Source organism: Streptomyces sparsus, from assembly GCF_054776295.1.
Genome location: NZ_BAAHCA010000033.1, coordinates 1 through 17,672, shown reverse-complemented (window position 1 = coordinate 17,672; position 17,672 = coordinate 1). Strand labels below are relative to the sequence as shown.

General features: G+C 70.5%; 11 protein-coding genes, 1 tRNA gene and 3 pseudogenes. 5 read left to right on the top strand and 10 right to left on the bottom strand.

All coding sequences use genetic code 11. The features are described 5' to 3' along the window. The 3 genes and pseudogenes from ACYVE9_RS04400 to ACYVE9_RS04390 form a co-directional block, all read right to left on the bottom strand. Positions 1-537, bottom strand: a pseudogene (locus ACYVE9_RS04400) (MoxR family ATPase); the annotation flags it as partial. 100 nt (positions 538-637) lie between these two features. Beyond that, positions 638-2,098 carry a VMAP-C domain-containing protein gene (locus ACYVE9_RS04395; RefSeq protein WP_461026361.1) on the bottom strand — a complete coding sequence of 487 codons (1,461 nt, stop codon included), beginning with the start codon at positions 2,096-2,098 and terminating at the stop codon, positions 638-640. Positions 2,099-2,225: 127 nt separating this feature from the next. Further along, a complete protein-coding gene (locus ACYVE9_RS04390; protein WP_461026360.1) occupies positions 2,226-3,257 on the bottom strand; it encodes an effector-associated domain 2-containing protein in 1,032 nt (343 codons plus the stop codon). A 368-nt stretch (positions 3,258-3,625) separates the two neighbouring features. Here ACYVE9_RS04390 and ACYVE9_RS04385 point away from each other — a divergent pair, with 368 nt between their 5' ends. Then, entirely contained in the window at positions 3,626-4,456 is an 831-nt protein-coding gene (locus ACYVE9_RS04385) for an SAM-dependent methyltransferase (protein WP_461026359.1), read from the top strand. A gap of 139 nt (positions 4,457-4,595) precedes the next feature. Here ACYVE9_RS04385 and ACYVE9_RS04380 read toward each other — a convergent pair whose 3' ends face one another. From ACYVE9_RS04380 to ACYVE9_RS04355, 6 genes and pseudogenes are all read right to left on the bottom strand, one after another. After that, positions 4,596-5,261, bottom strand: a complete 666-nt coding sequence (locus ACYVE9_RS04380) for a hypothetical protein (protein ID WP_461026358.1) — start codon at positions 5,259-5,261, stop codon at positions 4,596-4,598. A 52-nt stretch (positions 5,262-5,313) separates the two neighbouring features. Continuing rightward, a pseudogene (locus ACYVE9_RS04375) lies at positions 5,314-6,776 on the bottom strand (thioester reductase domain-containing protein). Between the two features lie 111 nt (positions 6,777-6,887). Next, a pseudogene (locus ACYVE9_RS04370) lies at positions 6,888-8,426 on the bottom strand (amino acid adenylation domain-containing protein); the annotation flags it as partial. A gap of 93 nt (positions 8,427-8,519) precedes the next feature. Beyond that, on the bottom strand, positions 8,520-9,548 hold the full coding sequence (locus tag ACYVE9_RS04365) for a zinc-dependent alcohol dehydrogenase family protein (RefSeq protein WP_461026357.1): 1,029 nt from the start codon (positions 9,546-9,548) through the stop codon (positions 8,520-8,522). Beyond that, complete coding sequence (locus tag ACYVE9_RS04360; RefSeq protein WP_461026356.1) at positions 9,545-10,348, bottom strand: HisA/HisF-related TIM barrel protein; 804 nt, start codon at positions 10,346-10,348, stop codon at positions 9,545-9,547. Before ACYVE9_RS04360 ends, ACYVE9_RS04365 begins: the two co-directional genes overlap by 4 nt. Before the next feature lie 3 nt (positions 10,349-10,351). Continuing rightward, the gene (locus ACYVE9_RS04355; RefSeq protein WP_461026355.1) at positions 10,352-11,626 is read right to left on the bottom strand and encodes an FAD-dependent oxidoreductase; all 1,275 of its coding nucleotides are present in this window, start codon (positions 11,624-11,626) and stop codon (positions 10,352-10,354) included. Positions 11,627-12,309: 683 nt separating this feature from the next. Here ACYVE9_RS04355 and ACYVE9_RS04350 point away from each other — a divergent pair. From ACYVE9_RS04350 to ACYVE9_RS04340, 3 genes are all read left to right on the top strand, one after another. Then, complete coding sequence (locus ACYVE9_RS04350; RefSeq protein WP_461026354.1) at positions 12,310-12,750, top strand: helix-turn-helix domain-containing protein; 441 nt, start codon at positions 12,310-12,312, stop codon at positions 12,748-12,750. A gap of 488 nt (positions 12,751-13,238) precedes the next feature. Next, positions 13,239-13,883: a hypothetical protein gene (locus tag ACYVE9_RS04345; protein WP_461026353.1), complete on the top strand. Its 645-nt coding sequence runs from the start codon at positions 13,239-13,241 to the stop codon at positions 13,881-13,883. A gap of 170 nt (positions 13,884-14,053) precedes the next feature. Continuing rightward, on the top strand, positions 14,054-15,259 hold the full coding sequence (locus ACYVE9_RS04340; protein WP_461026352.1) for an aminotransferase class I/II-fold pyridoxal phosphate-dependent enzyme: 1,206 nt from the start codon (positions 14,054-14,056) through the stop codon (positions 15,257-15,259). Positions 15,260-15,713: 454 nt separating this feature from the next. On the opposite strand, the gene ACYVE9_RS04335 is transcribed toward ACYVE9_RS04340, so the two are convergent. Then, a tRNA-Thr gene (locus ACYVE9_RS04335) sits at positions 15,714-15,787 on the bottom strand. A gap of 360 nt (positions 15,788-16,147) precedes the next feature. Here ACYVE9_RS04335 and ACYVE9_RS04330 point away from each other — a divergent pair. After that, the gene (locus ACYVE9_RS04330; RefSeq protein WP_461026351.1) at positions 16,148-17,614 is read left to right on the top strand and encodes an MFS transporter; all 1,467 of its coding nucleotides are present in this window, start codon (positions 16,148-16,150) and stop codon (positions 17,612-17,614) included. Positions 17,615-17,672 lie beyond the last annotated feature (58 nt).

Below are 17,672 nucleotides of genomic sequence, written 5' to 3'. Positions count from 1 at the left end.
GGCGGTGCCCGCCTCCGGCCCGTTCGGCGGCCGGCCGCCGAACGCCTGACCGTGCAGGGCGCCACGGGCCGCGGCCTCCTGCACCCGGCCGATCGCGTCGTACGCGTACAGGCCCTCGCGGAGGGTGGACCGGCTCGTCACCGTCCACCGCAACACCCGCCCCAGCCCTAACTCCCGGCTCACCCGGTGCGCCAGCGAGGACTTGCCGATGCCCGGCGGACCAGTGACGATCAAGGGGCGCCGCAGGTAGAGCGCCGCGTTCACCATGTCCACTTCCTCGGTGGACGCCGCCCGCACCAGGGCGTCAACCGCTCCGAGCCGACGGCGGATCTCCGTCTCGTCCTCCGGCGCCGGACGGCTGTCGACCGGGCCGCCGTCGAAGTCACGCCACGGGGGTGGCGGAGGCAGCAGCTCGGACAGCGGCGACTCGGGCCCGGCACCCCCTGCGCCCCGGTAGATCCACCACGCGTCGGCGTCACCGACCGGCGGATCGGCGGACGCCCGCCGTTCCGCTGGCCCGTCGCTGTCGCCGCTCATGGCAACCCCCTCGTGCGAGTCGGTGACTGTGCGTCACCACCACTGGTCGGGTTGAACACGCTGATGGACGTGCAGTGCTGTCCCGGATACGGCAGCGGACTCAAACTATCGGCTCTGGAAGCTCGGGGAGGCGACTCGGGTCATCCCACAACACGGCAAAACGCGAACTGAGCGATGCTGCACCCGCATTGTCCGCCCGATCAGGAACGAAGCGCAACCGTGCCATCCCCTTGTGAAAGTTCCCCCGATCGTCCTTCAGTGCGGCTTCGGCCACCGTGTGCTGCTCCTCCACCAGCGCTCCCTCGTGACTCCAGATCAGGACCGGCAACCCGGCCTGCAGACCGAGCAGCAGTTCGTGCCGGCCCTCCTCGTCGTCCGGTGGGGACCCCAACGTCATGAGCACCACCGACGGGTTGTGCTTGAGATGCGCGTAGAGCTGGAGCCGCGCCGGCCCGTCACCCCGCGCGCACCGGTGCGCCCGAGCCCCGCTCTCCCCTTCCAGCACACTCCAGCGCTCGTTCCAGGCCCGGTGCAGTTGCAGCGCCTCCATGCGCTCCAGGCTGCGCACCACCACGTGGTAGTCCAGCCCCAGCGGCGCGTGGAGCGTCTCCCCCCACGGCTGCTCACCGAAGGCCCCGAAGCGCGGCCAGTCCTCCACCCGCTCGTTGAGCAACGCCAGCGGAAGAATGAACTCCAGGATCACGCCGCCCCGGTGGTCACGTAGCCGCGCCTCCTCCCGGTTCACGATCTCCGCCACGTGCCGCTGCAACTCGTCCGACGGGACGAGCCGTTCGTCCCGGCGGCGCGGCTCCCACGTCCGACCCGTGTTGCTCCAGCACGTCACGTGCACCCGGTCGGCGGAGCCCGTGGGCGGCCGTAACCGCACCATCAGCCGCGCCGGGTGCGACTGCCGGCCCGCCCGCTCCCAGGCGCCTCTCCGCGAGTCCTCCAGAATCCGCCGGGCCTCCGGGTCGCTCTCGGCAGCCGCCCTGACCTCACGGCTGATCCACCGCCGCACCTCGTCCCCGCGCTCCTGCGCCAGATGCGTGGCCAGCTCCTGGAGGAAGCGGACCGTTCGCGGCGCCCTGCCCGGCACGCTGTTGCAGTGCGACAGCAGCTCGTACGCCTCCCACGCGGTGTGCACGGCCTCCGGCAGCGGCCCGTGCCGATCCCCCGAGGCCCGCGCGTACACCTCGGCCAGCCGCGGCAACGTCGTCCGGTCCAACCCCGCGAGCAGCAGTGCCAGTTCGTCCTGAGCCGCCTCGTCGTGCAGGGGCAGCACCCCCGGATCGGCGAGCGAGGCGACGTGCTGCGACGGCAGATCGTAGTCGGCGAGGAACTGCACCGTCTCGGCCAGGTGGCGCCACCCGTCCGGCACCGCGCCGAAAGCACGCACCATCGCCACGAGATGGCTCTTCTTCTCCGCGAACTCCCGTACCGACAGCCGGAGTCCGAGCCGCTCCAGGGCGTTGTCCACACACATCCGGCGCACGTCGAGATCGTCCAGCACCGACACCTTCATCAGCGCGTCCGCCAGCCGCATCGCGGCCCGCGCCGCCACCGGAGAGGACGCCTCCGCGCGGGGCGAAGGCACAACCGGGGAGGGCTGCCCTGCCGGGGAGGACTGCCTTGCCGGGGAGGGCTGCCTTGCCGGGGCGGGCTCCGCCGGGCACGGCAGCTCGAAGGAGTCAGTCATGGTCACCGAAGCGGTCCGGCCATGTCTCGCCGGCCAGCGCTGCGAACTGCTCCATGGCCCTTGTCTCCCCCTCCGCCCATCGAACGGCCGCCACCAACTCAGCCGGTCCCCGTTCGAACTCACCGCACCGCTGGACCACGTGAAACAGCTGGAACCGCGGCTTCGGATCCCGCCTGATGCTCCCCGCCAGGTCACGGGGCAGCAAGCTGAGCAGCGCCGCACCGCCGTCCGCCGCGACCGACTCCACCGCCAGCAGACTCTCCGCCAACGCCCACAACGCCGCCCGGGAGGGGGCGACGGCAGCCGACCGGACACCGGCCCGCGGCCGGTTGTCGGGCCACCGACGAGGCTCGTGCGGTCGGGGGTCGGCCTGCGGTCGGGCGGTGTCACCCGACCGAGTGACGTCGCCCGGTCGGGCATCGTCGCACGGCGGCCCGGGAGCCGTCCGGGGAACCTCGTACGGGGTGCCGTCCAGCAGGTCCAACGGGATCATCCACGCCACCCGTGTGGTGTCGGCCCCGGCGGTGGCCAGCACCGAGGCCAGCACCCCGAGCACCGCCGAACCGTCGGCGTTCCACACTCCGGCGCCGCTGAACCCGCGCTCGATCCGGGCGCCCGTCACGTCCGCGCCGTCCAACTGCCGCCAGCCCGGATGGGGCCCGCCCGCGCCCGCGATACGCGCCCGGGCCCACAGCCCGGACGGCGCCTCCGCCGGGTGACCGAACACCCGCACCGACAGCCCGACGCCGACCCCGCACCTGGCCGTCGGCGCCACGCCGCTGCCCGCCGGGGTCCGAACCTCCAGCTTCAGCACCGCCAGATCACCGACCGGGCCGGCCCGGAACCAGCCGTCCGCCGGCACCCGCGCCGCCACGGAACGCTGACCGGGCGGCAGCGCGGGAAAGCCCAACTCGACATTGCCGCCGGGTGGTTCGTCGGTGCGCGCCAATCCAAGAGCCGCCTCGACCACATGGGCGCACGTCACCACCGTGTCCGGGGCGACGAGCACTCCCGCCCCGGCCACGCCCGTTCCTCTGCGGTCGCGAACGCACACCCGCCACGGAGCGGCTGCCGTCGGAGAACCGTCCACGTACCCAGAAACCACATGCCCCCCTCATGCGCCCGCGTACACAACACCTCACCCGAGGTGACCCAGAATAGGCCGAGCGACCGACCCGTGGGCAGAGACCGAACGGCCGCCCGCCCCCCGGCCGCCCGTCCCACACCTCCCGGCGGTGCCTGCGCCCACCATCGGACCGACCCGCCGAACCGTCCCCGACGACGGCCGTCCGATCAGCCAACTCCCTTATGACAAAGGGGTGTTGATGTCCGCCCGCGAGGCGCGGCGCTACATTGTCCCCCTCATCCGATCCGAACGGCGGGAGCTACACAATGGCGAACGACAACTCGATCGGCACCTCCGCACCTGCCGGTGACCCGTCACCCGACGTCATCGACAGCACGGTCCCGCACTCCGCGCGGATCTGGAACTACTGGCTGGGCGGCAAGGACAACTACGAGGTCGACCGGATCGCCGGTGACCAGTTCCGCGCGGCCTTTCCCGGCATCCCCGCCAACGCCCGCGCCTTCCGCCACTTCCTGGCCCGAGCCGTCACCCACCTGGCGACCGAAGCGGGCGTCCGACAGTTCCTCGACGTCGGCACCGGCCTGCCCACCGGCGACAACACCCACCAGATCGCCCAGCGCCTCGCGCCCGACGCCCGCATCGTCTACGTGGACAACGACCCGCTCGTGCTGGCCCACGCCCGCGCGCTGCTCACCAGCAGCCCGGAAGGCGCCACCGACTACCTCCACGCCGACCTGCACGATCCCGAGGCGATCCTCACCGCCGCCGCCAGGACGCTCGACCTCAACCGGCCCGTCGCGCTCATCCTCAGCGGCATCCTGGGCCACGTCACCGACACCGAGCAGGCACGCGACCTCGTCGCCCGCCTCATCGACCCGCTGCCGTCCGGCAGCCACCTCCTGGTCTGCGACGGCACCGACACCAACGAGGCCCTCAACCGGGCCCAGCAGCGCCACAACAACAGCGGCGCCGTGCAGTACCGGCTCCGCAGCCCGCAGGAGATCACCGCCTTCTTCGACGGCTTGGAACTCGTCGAGCCGGGCGTCGTCTCCTGCCCCCGCTGGCGCCCCGAAGCCACCCCCTTCGGCAACCCCGCCAAGGTCGACGCCTACGGCGGCCTCGCCCGCAAGCCGTGACACCCCGAGCGCCGTCGCTGCTGGAGTTCGAAGCACCGTGGACGGGAAGCCGGTGCACAGGTGCGGCCCCACCGATCCGATGTCCGTGCGCATGGCTGTGGCCGGGAGCGGGTCCCGCTCCCGGCCACGGCCCCCGATGTCAGGAAGTGAGGGCCGCCGTGGTCCAGATGTCGCCTATGGACTCCTCGACGCGGCGGGCGTGGAACACCGCCTCGTCAAAATCGTCGCCGCGGTCCAGGCCCTCCTGGGCCACCTCCAGGGCCAGATCGCGGAGGGCATCGTCGCCGGTGTCGTCGTAGTAGGTGACGAACTCCTCCGGGACGTCGGCCCCTGCCTCTGCCAGTCGACGGGCCAGGGCCGTCCCTCCCGGGAAGTAGACGGCCATGTCGGTGTGCATGGCCAGGGCTGCGGACGCCTGACCGCCGGTCATCGCCACCCATGACAGCGTTCCGTTGAACGCGTAGGCGCCGCGTTCCGCGGGCCGGCGCGTGAGGTCGGCCTCCGTCATCCCCAAGAGGCGGGCGACCTCGCGCAGCTTGGGCGTAGCTTCGTGGACGAGCCGGCCCAGGGTGAGCCAGAGTTCGACGGCGCGGTCGCTGCGGAATCGGGCGAGCAGAGTTCCGTAGGCGGCGAGTTCCGCGGCGTGGCACTGCGCCTCGATGGCGACCAGACGCCGCAGGTGGACGAGAGGATCCTTGGCCCCGGCAACGGTCTCCGGCAGAGGATTACCGACGGGATGGAGGTCCCGGAGGTGGTCGACCTCTGCGACGGCCCGCTGGGCGTCGGCGTGGTGCGTGATGTTCATGGGGTTCCCTTCTGTTCACGGTGCATCCGGAGGGTTCGGCAGAGTGGCCCGGTCAGCGCACGGGTGTCTGAGCCTCGGGCGGCGGCAGATAGCCGACGTCGCGCAGGTAGCGCAGGTTGCGGTCGATCAGCCGGGCGTCGACCGGCGGGCACTCCAGTCCGCTCCCGGCCGTCGCCCGTTCGGTGTTGTTCCGGTCGAAACCGGGGAAGGTGCCGGCGAAGTACATCTCCTTGACGGACATGCCGGCATCGTGCGCAGGCTCGGTGAACATGGGGATGTACGGGGCCATGGGGTGCTCTGGTTCCTCGGCGGTCCGCCGGACGACGGCGTCCACCCAGGTGTCGTAGGCCACCTGCTCAATCCGGTAGCCCATGGCGCGCAGTCGCTCGACGACCAGGTCCAACCGCGCGTCGCGCGGATTGGTTATGTGGTAGACGCGGCCGTTCGGCTTCTCGTGGGTGATGACGCGGGTGATGACGTCGGCGGTGTAGTCCACCGGCACGAAGTCCAGCGGGAGCGGAATGTCAGGGGCGAGGCCGCTCTCGGCGATGGTGCGGAACAGCGCGCACATCATCGTGTCGGTGTTCCACACCCCTCGGTCAGTGGTGCCGGTGATTTCGTACGGGCGGTGGATCGCCACGGGCAGGCCCCGTTCAGCTGCCTGTCCGACCAGGCGCTCGGCCACCCACTTGGTCTCCATGTAGCCCAGCGAGAGCCGGTCCGGGTGTTCGAGGAGCGTGTCCTCACCCACCTGCCGCGCTCCGGCGGTGCCGGATCCCGCGATGACGCCGATCGTGGAGACGTGGTGGACCGGCTTGAGGTGGTGTGTGCCGGCCAGCTCCAGCACCGTGCGGGTGCCGCCCACGTTGACGGGGGCCAGCGCCCGGTACGGGTAGGCGAAGTTGACGCTGGTGCCGGAGTGGACGATGAGGTCGCAGGCGCGGGCCAGAGCCTCCCACTGTCCGTCGTCAGGCCGAAGTGCGGCTCGGCCAGTTCACCGGGCACGGGCACGATACGGTCGTCGCACGTAGAGGCGTCCAGGCCGTAGCGGCGCATGCGGGCGGCGATCCGGCGTGCGCCCTCCTCGGTGTCCCGGGCCCGGGTGAGGCAATAGATGCGGTCGGCCCCGGCGCGCACCAGCCGGTCGATCAGGTAGACGCCGAGGAACCCGGTACCGCCCGTCAACAGGACGCTGCCCGGGGTCTCTGCCGCGGCCTCCGGTGCGGAGAACTGCAGGGCGGGATCCAGGCGGGCCTCGGCTGCGAAGTCGGGCCGGTCGGCCGCACCGGCCGGCTCCGCCCCCGGGTCGGCCAACTCGCGGGCCCGGGCTGTGAAGGCGGCGAGGGTGGCCCTGTCCAGCAGGGTGCGGATCAACTCCGCGCTGCGCTTCGCGGGGATGCCGAACTGCCGCCGGGTGGCAGCTGTGACCTGGGTGGCCAGCAGCGAGGTACCGCCCCTGGCGAAGAAGTCGTCGTCCCGGCCCACTGCGTCGACGCCGAGCCGGTCGCTCCAGATCCGGGCCACGGCCTCCTCCGCGCGGCCCCTGGGCGCGGCCCCGCCGGGGCCAGCGACGTCCCGCTCGCTGAGGAGGTCCAACAGGCGGCCCCGGTCAGCCTTGCCACTCGTGGTCAGTGGCAGCTCCGCCGTGGCGATGATCCGGACGGGCACCATGTAGGACGGGAGCCGGTCGCGGGCGTGTGCGTGGAGCCGCCGGACGAGCGCCTCGGCGTCCGCATCCGGAGCGCAGGCGACGGCAGCGCCCAAACGCTCGCCTCCGCCCTCACCGAGCACGTCCACAGCCACTTCGCGCACATCGGGGTGGGCGCTCAGCACGTTTTCGATCTCGTCCAGTTCCACGCGGAAGCCGCGCAGCTGCACCTGGCGGTCCCGACGGCCGAGGAACTCGAGGACGCCGTCCGCGCGCCACCGAGCCACATCACCGGTCCGGTAGAGCCGTCCTCGCGGGTTGTCACCGAAGCGGTCGGGCAGGAAGCGCTCGTCCGTCTTCTCCCTGTCATTGAGGTACCCCAACGCCAGGCCATCGCCTCCCAGCCACAGTTCCCCCTCCTCGCCCACCGTGGCCAGGTGCCCGTCGTGGCGTACGACGTAGGCGGTGGTGTTGGGCAACGGCGTGCCGATAGGGACGTGTTCGGCGTGCGCGGAGAGTTCTTCGATGATGTGGCTGGTGCTGAAGACGGCGTTCTCCGACGGCCCGTACCCGTTCACCAGAAAGCGAGGGCCTCCGTGGTCGAGCACCGCGCGGACGGCCGACGGACTCAGCGTGTCGCCGCCCGCCATCAGGCATCGCAGGCCGGCGAACATTCCGGGCGCTGCCTGCGCGTGCTGATGGAACAGGCCGGCGCTCAGCCAGGCCACCGTGATTCCCTGCTCCCGCAGAGCCGCGCTCAGTGACTCCGTGTCCAGCGGGGTCTCCGGCTCGGGCAGCACCAGACAGGCACCGTTGAGCAGCGTGCAGAAGAACTCGTAGCAGGACACGTCGAAGGTCGGCTTGGTGGTGGCCAGTAGCCGTTCGCCGGGTTGCGGGATCGCAGGATGGTCGCCTGCGGCGAACCGGACCAGCCCGCGGTGGGTGCAGACCACGCCTTTGGGCGTGCCCGTCGACCCGGACGTGTAGATGACGTAGGCGGCGTCGGTCGCCCGGCGCCCGCCGGTCCACCGGGCCTCGCGTGGCGGCAACGGGTGAGCGGCGGCCTCGTCGGTGGCGACGAGCACCGCGGTGGCGGAGTTGGGCAGGACGACGCCGGGTGGGGCGATCACATGGCCGGCGCCGGCATCCCGCAGGACGGTCGTCAGGCGCGCAGCCGGGTTCTCCGGATCCAGCGGCAGGTACACGCCACCGGCTTCAAGGATGCCGAGAGCTGCCACCACGGCGTCCGGGGAGCGTTCCAGGAGCATCGCCACGGGGTCGCCGTCTCCCACGCCTCTGGAGCGTAGATGGGCCGCCATCCGGCGCACGCGCTCCCAAAGCTCTCGGTAGGTCCACCGCCCGCCGGGCCAGAGCAGCGCGAGAGCGTCGGGGCGGTGTTCTGCCCGCTCCGTGAAAAGACCCGAGAGGAGCGCGTCGCGCGGATAGTCGGCAGCTGTGGCGTTCCAGCGCCGGACATGCTCCGGCACGGGGCGACCGTAGGGGCTGGTGTGGTGCATAGCGGGCAGCCTTTCGGTGGTCGGGGACGATGGAGGGCGGGGCAGCCGGAGCGCGTGCGAAGGGGTTCGACGGCAGGAGGACCGGTGCCCCGGTCAGCCGGTGAGCAGGACCTTGCCGGTGCTGCCCGGCCGCGTCGCGTGTTCCAGGGCGAGAGCATGGGCACCGAGGTCGTAGCGGGCGGCCACCTCCAAACCCGGCAGCCCTGCTGCCACCGCGGCGCTGACCTCGCGCCTCAGGCGCCGGACGCCCGCCGCCCCCTGTTGCTCCAACCGTTCCAGCCGCTCCGGCAACCAGAATCCGGACACGTGCACCCGGCGGAAGATGAGCGCCTCGGGCGGCACTGGCAGCGGCCGGCCTGCGAGCAGGCCGTAGGAGACGAACTGCCCGCCGGGGCGTACGCAGCGCAGCGCGGCTCCGCCCATGGCACCGGCCACGGAGTCCAGCGCGGCGTCCACCCCGCCGCTTCCCACTGCCTCCCGGACGCGTTCCACCAGTTCGGTGTCTGTGCGGGCCAGCAGCGGGACCGCACCACCGCGTTCCAGCGCGAGGAGTTGGTCCGCCCGCCGGGTGGCGGCCAAGCAGCGCACATCGCGTCGGGGGGCGAGCCAGGCGATCATGCGGCTGACGGCGGACGCGCCGGCGGTCAGCAGCACCGTGTCGCCGCGCGCGAGTTCCAGGTCGTCCAGCAGGAGTTGGGCGGTGAACGGATTGATGGTCAGTTGACAGGCGGTGTCCAGCGGGGTGCGCTCGCCCACCGGTAGCACGTCCGTGGCCGGGGCGCAGACGTACTCCTGCCAGGTGCCGTCGGCGGCGATCGCCACCCGGGTGCCGGGTGGTGGTCCGGCCGTCTCCGGGCCCAGGGCGTCGACCACTCCGGCGCCCTCGAATCCAGCGGTGGCGACAGCGACGTCACCGGCCGACTCTCCCGACGCGTCCGGGCGGGTGGTGAAGCGGGCCCGGCGGCCGTACCGGCCCTCGACGAACAGCAGGTCCGAAGGGTTGACCGGGCGGGCTGTCACCCGCACGCGTGCCTCGCCGGGCCCGGGCTCCGGTATCGCCACCTCGGCCTGCCGGAGCACCTGCCCCGGGTCGCCGTGCCGCGCGAAGACCAGCGCCTTCATCGCCCGCGCCCCTCCGCCGGCCCGGTCGCGGCCAGTTCCGCGCCGAGTGACGCGATCGAAGCCCGCCCGGAGTGCACGAGCTTGTTGACCAGAACGTGGGAGGCCCGGCCCGCCTCGAGCGCGGCGGCCAGGTGTCCGGCCGTGCCCGCGCCACCGGAGGCGATCACCGGCAGGCCGGACGTCCGGCCCACGGCGCGGGTCAGGTCCAGGTCGTACCCTGCGGAGGTGCCCTCCTGGTCCACGCTGTTGGCCAGGACGGCCGACAGGCCGAGGTCGCCGTACCGGCGCGCTACGTCCGTGGCCTGAAGACCCGTCCGCGTTTCGCCGCCGTGGATGAGTACGCGCCACCCACCCCGCCCGTCGGACGCGCAGTTGAGCACGCCCAGCAGGCGGTGGCCGCCGAACTCGGCTACGGCCGAGGCGACACAGTCGGGTTGCTCAGCCATGCTGGTGCTCACCGAGACCCTGGCCGCGCCCGCCGCGAACAGAGTCTCGCACGCCGTGAGTGAGGCCAGGACGCCTTGCTGGACCGAGACGAGCGGCGCAAGACCGGTCTTCGCCAGCTCGCCCAGCAGGTCCGGCAGGTAGCCGGTGTCCTCCCACGGATCGAGGACGTCGAGGAAGAGCTTGGTGGCGCCCTCGCGGGCGTAGCCGCGCGCGATCTCGACGACGTCCCGGGAGTCGGGGAGGCCGGGACGGCAGGCCGGTTCGGTGGCCCGCCCGTCACCGACGTCGATGCAGGGGATCACTGCCTCGGCAAACCGGTACGGAGGGCCGGGGGATGCGTTTCCGTGGGTCATCGTTCAGCCACCTTTCACGTCGTGTCGGAGCCGTCGCAGCCGGTCGGCGTTGGGCGCCAGTCGTTCGGCCACGGCGACAGCGGAGGCCATTGCCGCCTCCTGGGTGTCGATCGGGGTAGTGCAGTGGCCCGCGAAGAGGAGCCGCTGCCGCTGCGGTACGACGGCCAGCCGGTTCCGGGCGCGGGTTGCCTCGGGCGTGGGGAGGGCGGTTCGGTAGGTGGAGCGGGCCAGTTCGTGTCGTGGCCGGTTGACGCGGTGGGTGAGCTGGCTGACGAACAGGTCGACGCCGAACGACGGTCCGTACCACGTCGTCGTCTCGCTCCAGCCCTCGTGCACCGCGGTGTTGACGGTGGACCACGCCGTGCGGTCGTCGGGCATGCCGAACGGATCCCGGTGCAGCGCGTAGCTCAGGGGCCGGTACGAGACGGCGGCCAGAGCGGTGCGCAGCTCCTCCGAGCCGGCCAGGGGGATGAGCGCCTCTCGCGCGCGGTCCGCAGGCAGCGCCAGCACCACGGCGTCCACTGCGTGGACGCCGCCGATCGCATCGATGAGGGCGAAGCCCTCGCCGTCCGCGGTGACCGCGCGCAGAGGGGTGCCGACCCGCACGGTGACCGCCCGCAGGTCTCCGGCGAGTGCGTGGACCAGCGCCCCCGCCCCACCGCGGAGGTACGTGACCTCCGGTGTCCGTTCCCGGCCCGGCTCCTGGCCGGCGAACGGTGCGCCCGCAGCCCGCGCGGACAGGTCGCAGGCCTCCTGGACCGTGCAGCCGTGCAGGGAGGCGGGCAGCGCGAGCAGCAGGTCCGCGTGGTCACGGACTTCCCCCGGCCACGTCTCCACCAGTTCGCCGAGCGTGACGTCCCAGCTCAGCTCCTCGGCCTGCCAGCGGGCGGCCTCCGTCACGAACCGGGCCAGGGCCCGTCGAAACGGTCCCTGGGGTGTCACCGGACGGTCCTCGGAGGCGGTCCCCGCCGGGGAGACCCACGCCGGCCCCGGTTCCGGAGACCGTGACAGCGTTCGGGTGGCGGGAGAGGTGACCAGGTCATGGTCCGTGAAACCCGCCTCGGTGGCGAGGTGCCGCCAGACCGGGAAGGAGCCGGGCGCGGTCTCGCGCACCCCGAGGTCAACCACGCGAGTATGTCCGTCGCACCGGGCGAGCACCGACTCGGCGTTGCCGCCCAGCCGGGGCCGCGCCTCCAGAAGCACGACATCGTGACAGCCGTCCAGGAGCCAGGCCAACGTCAGACCCGAGAGCCCGCCCCCGGCGATTCCGACGCGCATCACGACCTCCTCTGTCCGACTGCCGGGGCGGGCAAGCCCGCCCCGCTCATCGCGGGCGGCGGCCCCAGGGCGGCGAACTGACAGAAGTCGTCCAGGAGTGACCGCAGCAGGTCGGTGCCCACCCGGCCGTTCCGGGGGAGGGTGGGCAGGGCGTCGGATCGCTCCGCGTGCTTTTCGTGCTGCGCGCGTGGAAGATCGGGACGGCGGAATGAACCGTGCCTCATCGGAGAGCACCTTCCCAAGTCCTAGTCGAAAAAGGGAAATTCGAGCATGTGCCGCCGGGTTCCCATGCCCTTTTCCCTCACACAGCGGGAACACCGGTACCTTGGGACAAGTCCCCGGTACCTAAGACCCGTTCAGCCGCCGGACCAGGGATTACGGATTAGCGTGCACGACTTTTCAGGTACCGTGTGCGGCACGGCCGCGAAGATCGCCGCGTCGACGTGCGAAAACTCTCGGCAGTGAGGCGAACGAGCCATCAAAGTAGTGCGGTTGGCTCAAATTCAGGGCGCAGGGAACATGGGTGGACCAATCCGCTACTGACGCTTTCGTCACGAACACTCCCGGGTAGAACACGTGCATACGCCGGTCGGGAAGCTCGGTCGCGCGGCCACGCGTGTGATCCCGAGGACGGTCCAGCGCATGCGCCGCCGTTTCCGGCGTGCGTGGAAACGGAGGCACGCATGTCCGACGAGCAGCTCCGGTCCGATCCCGCAGCAGCAGATCCTCACCTCGAACTCCTCGCGGCGGTACGAGAGATCGAGCGATTACTGCGCGAAATGGTGCGGTTGCTCGAAACAAGCGGCCACGTGGCCTCGACACCGCCCGCGTCCCCCCGCGTCCCGGCCGCCGGGCCCGAGTGGCGCCGGAGCCTGACACCGCGCGAAGAAGATATCCTCGCGCTCCTACTGACGGGGATGTCCAACCGGGCGATCGCCCGGCGGCTCGGTATCACCGAGCGCACGGTGAAGAACAACCTGCACACCGTCTACCGCAAGCTCGGTGTCACCGGACGCGCCGAGACCATAGCGCGCTTCCTTCCCGCGGCCTCGAACTGCGGCGCGGCGGACGACGGAAGCGTTGCGGCCGGGGACGCAGCAGTCGGCCCCGGGGAAGCGTACTGAACCGCCGGGCGGCGCCGGCTGACCCGCCGGCAGCGTGTACAGACCTGCCACCCCGTGCGGAAGTCGCGCCTGAGCTCCCGGCCGGCGCACGAACGGAACCGGTCCGGGTTCGGTGGAAGCTCTGTGTGCGTTGATTCCGTCCGCCCCGGTCGGCACCGGAGTTGACCGTACTGGTTGACCTCGTACTCGTGGGGCCTGATGTCTCCGATCAGGGTGTTCGAGCGGACCATGGCTGAACGGCTGCTGCCGAATCAACCGCCAATACGAACGCGGCCTCCGCAATCACCTGGCCCCTCTCGACTTGTTCACCGTTCTCACCTGCCACAGGCAAGTGATCGGCCTCACCGCATATGCCATGGCATTGATCCCGAACCCGGTGGATCACTTCGAGGCAAGGGTGGAACTGTCCGAAACTGTCACTTGTCCAGCTGGAGCTACTCGACTACCTTCGCAGAAGACGATCGTTCCCTCCAGCGGAAGGACGGTACGTGAAGACTGAGAACTACTTACAGTCAGTGCAGGTCGACATTCAGAGTCACCTTCTCGAGAACCCGATCTACCGCCAATCCCAAGCCGGAGCGGTCAACGAGGAGCAGCTCAAGAGATTGGTCATCGCCAAGTTCCAGGCTCTTGAGTACGAGGCGACGGGTTACGGGTTGTTGGTGAGTCGCTTCCGGGATCCCGTACCCGCTGGCTACTTCTCTCTCGTCATTCACCGACTGACCGAGACGTATCCCTACCTCACTCGCGCCGCCGCTGCACTCGACTTGGACCCGGGCGAACTGCCTCGGCAGCCGGTTTCTCCGCCCATGCGGCATCTGGCCGAATGGCTGGCTTGGGTGGGACTGTACGCGGGCGCAGGAGAGGCCGCACTTGCCGTGCGAGTGGATTTCACGGCGTGGAGTGGCCTGTGCGGAGCACTGGCGGACGCCTTGCGTGAACTGGATGCGCCGTCGGAGATCATCGATCTCCTGCACTTCGAACGGAAAGTACCGCAGAAGATCATCGAGGGCTCGGTCGACGTCATCGAGCACGGCGTGCGCCACGGCGAAGACGAGTCGTTGATCACCCGCAGCGCCCTGGAAGTGCTGCACGTCCAGGGCGCAGCCTGGAAGTACATCGAAGGAGACTAGGGCCCGAGGAGTTGATCGGGCTTCCGTTGCCGATCTTCTCGGCAATGGAAGCCCGATTCACCGGTGAGGAGATCCTCCTGAGCGGTGGCCAGGCCCACCGGGGGTGGTCCGGATATCTCCGACCGGATATCCCCGGCCGCTGAGAATTGAAGCCCAGAGGGTGTGTATTCTTGAGCGAGGAACTGGCTCGGATCGTAGCGGCTCGCGGAGTCAATGCCGGCACTCATACCGACCTGTACCACAGGGCCATCGTTGCAGTTGACGAGGCAACTGCCCTCTATGACGATGGAGCATCTCCGCAGTTGCTCATGACCACGTACGACTATCTTGGACTACTGGGTCATTCTTTCGTCAACGACCAGGCGAAGCGGGCGATAGACGAGTTCGGAACAGGGGGTCACTGCACCGGGGCAGCCGCTGGAATGACGAGTTTGCATCGAGCGCTTGAGGAACGCCTGGCCACCCGGTCCGGCCATGAGGACGCTTTATTGTTTCCTTCCGGGTACCAGGCCAACCAATCCACTCTCCCGGCGCTTTCCGGAAGAGGTGACTGGATCTTCTCGGACAGACTGAATCATGCCAGCATCGTCGACGGCTGCCTCGCCGCCCAGTCCCACGGTGCACAACTCCACGTCTTTGACCACAATGACGCAAACCACTTACGGAAGCTGCTTCGGTCTGCCCCTGCCGCGACAATGAAGCTGGTTGTCTGCGATGCGGTATTCAGTGCGGACGGCGACCTGCTGGATCTCCCATCCATCGATTCGGCCTGTCGTGACAACGGAGCATATTTGTATCTAGATGAAGCTCACAGCTTCGGATTGTTCGGGCCGGACGGACAAGGCCTGCACAGTCACTTCGGCATGCGGGACAAAAGCCGTACACTGACCATGGCATCCCTCAGTAAGACCTTCTCGTCGGTCGGCGGGTTCGTTGCCGCGGACAAGGAGTTGGTCGATGCGTTGCGCCTGACGGCGCGGGGGTATGTGTTCAGCGGCGTGGTCCCTCCTCCTGCGGTGGCCGCCGCCCTGGCCGCGCTGGATCTACTGGACTCGGAGGGGGAGCAGCGCCGCGCCGTTTTTCGGGACAACATCAGGTACGTCCGCAGGCGGATGCGTGAGGAGAGTCTGCCGATACCTGAAGCCTGCGACAGCGGCATCGTGCCGGTGATAGTGGGTGAGGAACGACGTGCACTGGATGCCGCTGAGTGCTGTCGGCAGAACGGGGTGATGGTCGTCCCGTTCGTGTGGCCGGTCTGCGCGCGTGGGCAGGCCCGCCTGCGGGTGAACGTCACAGCCCGACACTCCTTCCAGGACATCGACAGAGTGGTGTCGACGCTCGCCACCGCCCTGCGCAGCTCGTCACGCATGCCCTGAGTGATAGAACAGGCCCCAGCCGGGAAGGCGCGGGGGCTCAGGGAACAGCCAGCGTCCTGTCACTCGACGAGTCCAGTCCTCGCTGCCGTGCCTGTCGGAGCGTCCGAGAGTCTGCTCGCCGGCGCATGGGCCGGGCAGCTGGTGCACGGCGCCGCTCCCGCCATCTCCCATCCCGCTCCTGATCGAGCACCGTGCCCGCCAGCAGAAGGCCAAGGCCTGCGCGAGCATGGAGATCATGGGGCACTCCCAGCTCTCCATGACCCGGCGACACGTGAACCGACTACGCCACTCGCCCAGGAAGCGATGCGGCGTAGGGGAGAAATCCTGTGGCCCCCAACTGGGACTGGAGCCTGGAACCAGATCCGGCAAGCTCGCCCGAGTGAAGCACCGACGCCGCATCCCGGTGAAAGCGAAAGCCCCAGGTCACGGCGAGTGAGTCCTGGGGCTTTCACGGAGCCGCCTTCGGGATTCGAACCCGAGACCTACGCATTACGAGTGCGTTGCTCTGGCCAACTGAGCTAAGGCGGCAGGCTGCGGGAGCCAGACTGGCATCCGCGGCGCGGCCAAGTCTACACAGTTTCGAGGGGTGCTCCGAACAGCCCTTTGAGCATTGTTGATCTTGGAAAACGACCCCTCCGAGTTGCGGGGGGCACTGCCCGCAAGGGGATACTTGCGCGGGTTGCGCAGTATGTCCTTGGGTGGGCCCGGGACCGTCGGGCCGTGGGGCGGGCGGAAGGAAGTGGGTGTGCCGTGGCGGATGCCTCCCCGCCTGCCGGATCCGAGCCTGAGCCCGGCTCGGGGCCGGGGCCCCGGCCCGGACGAGCCGGCGCGTCGCGGCGCGCCTCCGGCACCCCGCCTCCCCCGCCCGGGCGGTGGGCGGTGTTGGCGGTGCTCTGCGCGAGCCTGCTGCTGGTGGCGATGGACGCGACGATCCTCAACGTCGCGCTGCCCTCCCTCATCGACGAGCTGCGGCCGGACGCGCGGGAGCAGCTGTGGATCATCGACGTGTACGGGCTGGTGCTCGGCGGCCTGCTGATCGCCGCCGGGGCGCTGAGCGACCGGTGGGGGCGGAAGCTGCTGTTCCTGAGCGGCTTCGTGCTGTTCGGGGTGGCGTCCGTGGTGGCCGCGACGGCGCAGAGCCCGGGGCAGCTGATCGCCGGCCGGGTGCTGCTGGGCGTGGGCGGCGCCATGGTGATGCCGTCGACACTGTCCCTGATCCGGCACGTGTTCACCGACTCCCGGGAGCGGGCGACGGCGATCGGGGTGTGGGCCGCCGTCGCGGGCGCCGGGGCGTCGGTGGGGCCGCTGATCGGGGGCTTCCTGGTGGAGCGCTACAGCTGGTCGGCGGCGTTCTGGGTGAACGTGCCGGTGGTGGCGGTGACGGTCGCGGCCGGAGTGTGGCTGCTGCCTGAGTCCCGCGATCCGCGGCCGGGGCGGCTGGACTGGTCGGGGGTGGCGATGTCGATCACCGGGGTCGTCTCGCTGGCCTGGGGCATCAAGCGGGTCGCCAAGGGCGGCTTCGGGGCGGACGACCTCGCGGTGCTGGCTCTCGGCTTGCTGCTGCTCGGCACGTTCACCCGGCGGCAGCTGCGGCTCACCCATCCGCTGCTGGACGTGCGGCTGTTCCGCAACCGGGTCTTCAGCGCGGCGGCGCTGTGCATCCTGATGGCCATGCTGGCGATCGGCGCCGCGCTGTACCTGGTGTCGCTGTGGTTGCAGTACGTGCACGGGTACAGCCCGTTCGAGGCGGGTGTGCGCACGGTCCCGGCCGCGCTGGCCGGACTGGTCGGCGCCCTGCTGGCTCCCCGGCTGATGCACCGGGTGGACGTGCGGCTGCTGCTGGTGACGGGCCTGGCGGTGATGGCGGCCGGGTTCGCACTGCTCACCGTCACGCCGACGCCCACCCCGTACCTGGTGATCGCCGTGATGCTGGCGGCACTCGGATTCGGTGACGGGCTGGCCATCACGTCGGCCACGTCGGTACTGGTCTCGGCCGTTCCTCCAGACCGGGCCGGGCAGGCCGGTGCGGTGTCGGAGTCCGCCTACGAGATGGGCGTGGGCTTCGGGGTGGCGCTGCTCGGCACCGTGCACGGCGCGCTGTTCACCGGCCGCATGACGGGGCTGCCGCTCACCGGCGCCGAACTGCGGGAGGCGCGGGGCTCGATCGGCGGCGCCGAGCACGTGGGCGAGCGGATCGGCGGCGAGCGGGGAGCGGCGGTGCTGGGGGCGGCGCGGGACGCGTTCGACGGCGCGCTGGTGACGACGGCGTGGGTCTCTGTGGGCATCGTCCTGGCGGTGACGGCGGTCACCGCGCTGCTGGTGCCGACCGGTTTCCGGGCGACGTCAGCCCACTGAGCGCCGCCGGCACATCCCCCGACACGTGCGTCCCGGTGAGGCCGTTGGCGTCCAGGAC

Bases quoted from the DNA above. Each gene is read 5' to 3' on its own strand.
- ACYVE9_RS04380 (WP_461026358.1), bottom strand. From the start codon at position 5,261: ATGAACATCACGCACCACGCCGACGCCCAGCGGGCCGTCGCAGAGGTC.
- ACYVE9_RS04365 (WP_461026357.1), bottom strand. From the start codon at position 9,548: ATGAAGGCGCTGGTCTTCGCGCGGCACGGCGACCCGGGGCAGGTGCTC.
- ACYVE9_RS04355 (WP_461026355.1), bottom strand. From the start codon at position 11,626: ATGCGCGTCGGAATCGCCGGGGGCGGGCTCTCGGGTCTGACGTTGGCC.
- ACYVE9_RS04385 (WP_461026359.1), top strand. From the start codon at position 3,626: ATGGCGAACGACAACTCGATCGGCACCTCCGCACCTGCCGGTGACCCG.
- ACYVE9_RS04350 (WP_461026354.1), top strand. From the start codon at position 12,310: ATGTCCGACGAGCAGCTCCGGTCCGATCCCGCAGCAGCAGATCCTCAC.
- ACYVE9_RS04360 (WP_461026356.1), bottom strand. From the start codon at position 10,348: ATGACCCACGGAAACGCATCCCCCGGCCCTCCGTACCGGTTTGCCGAG.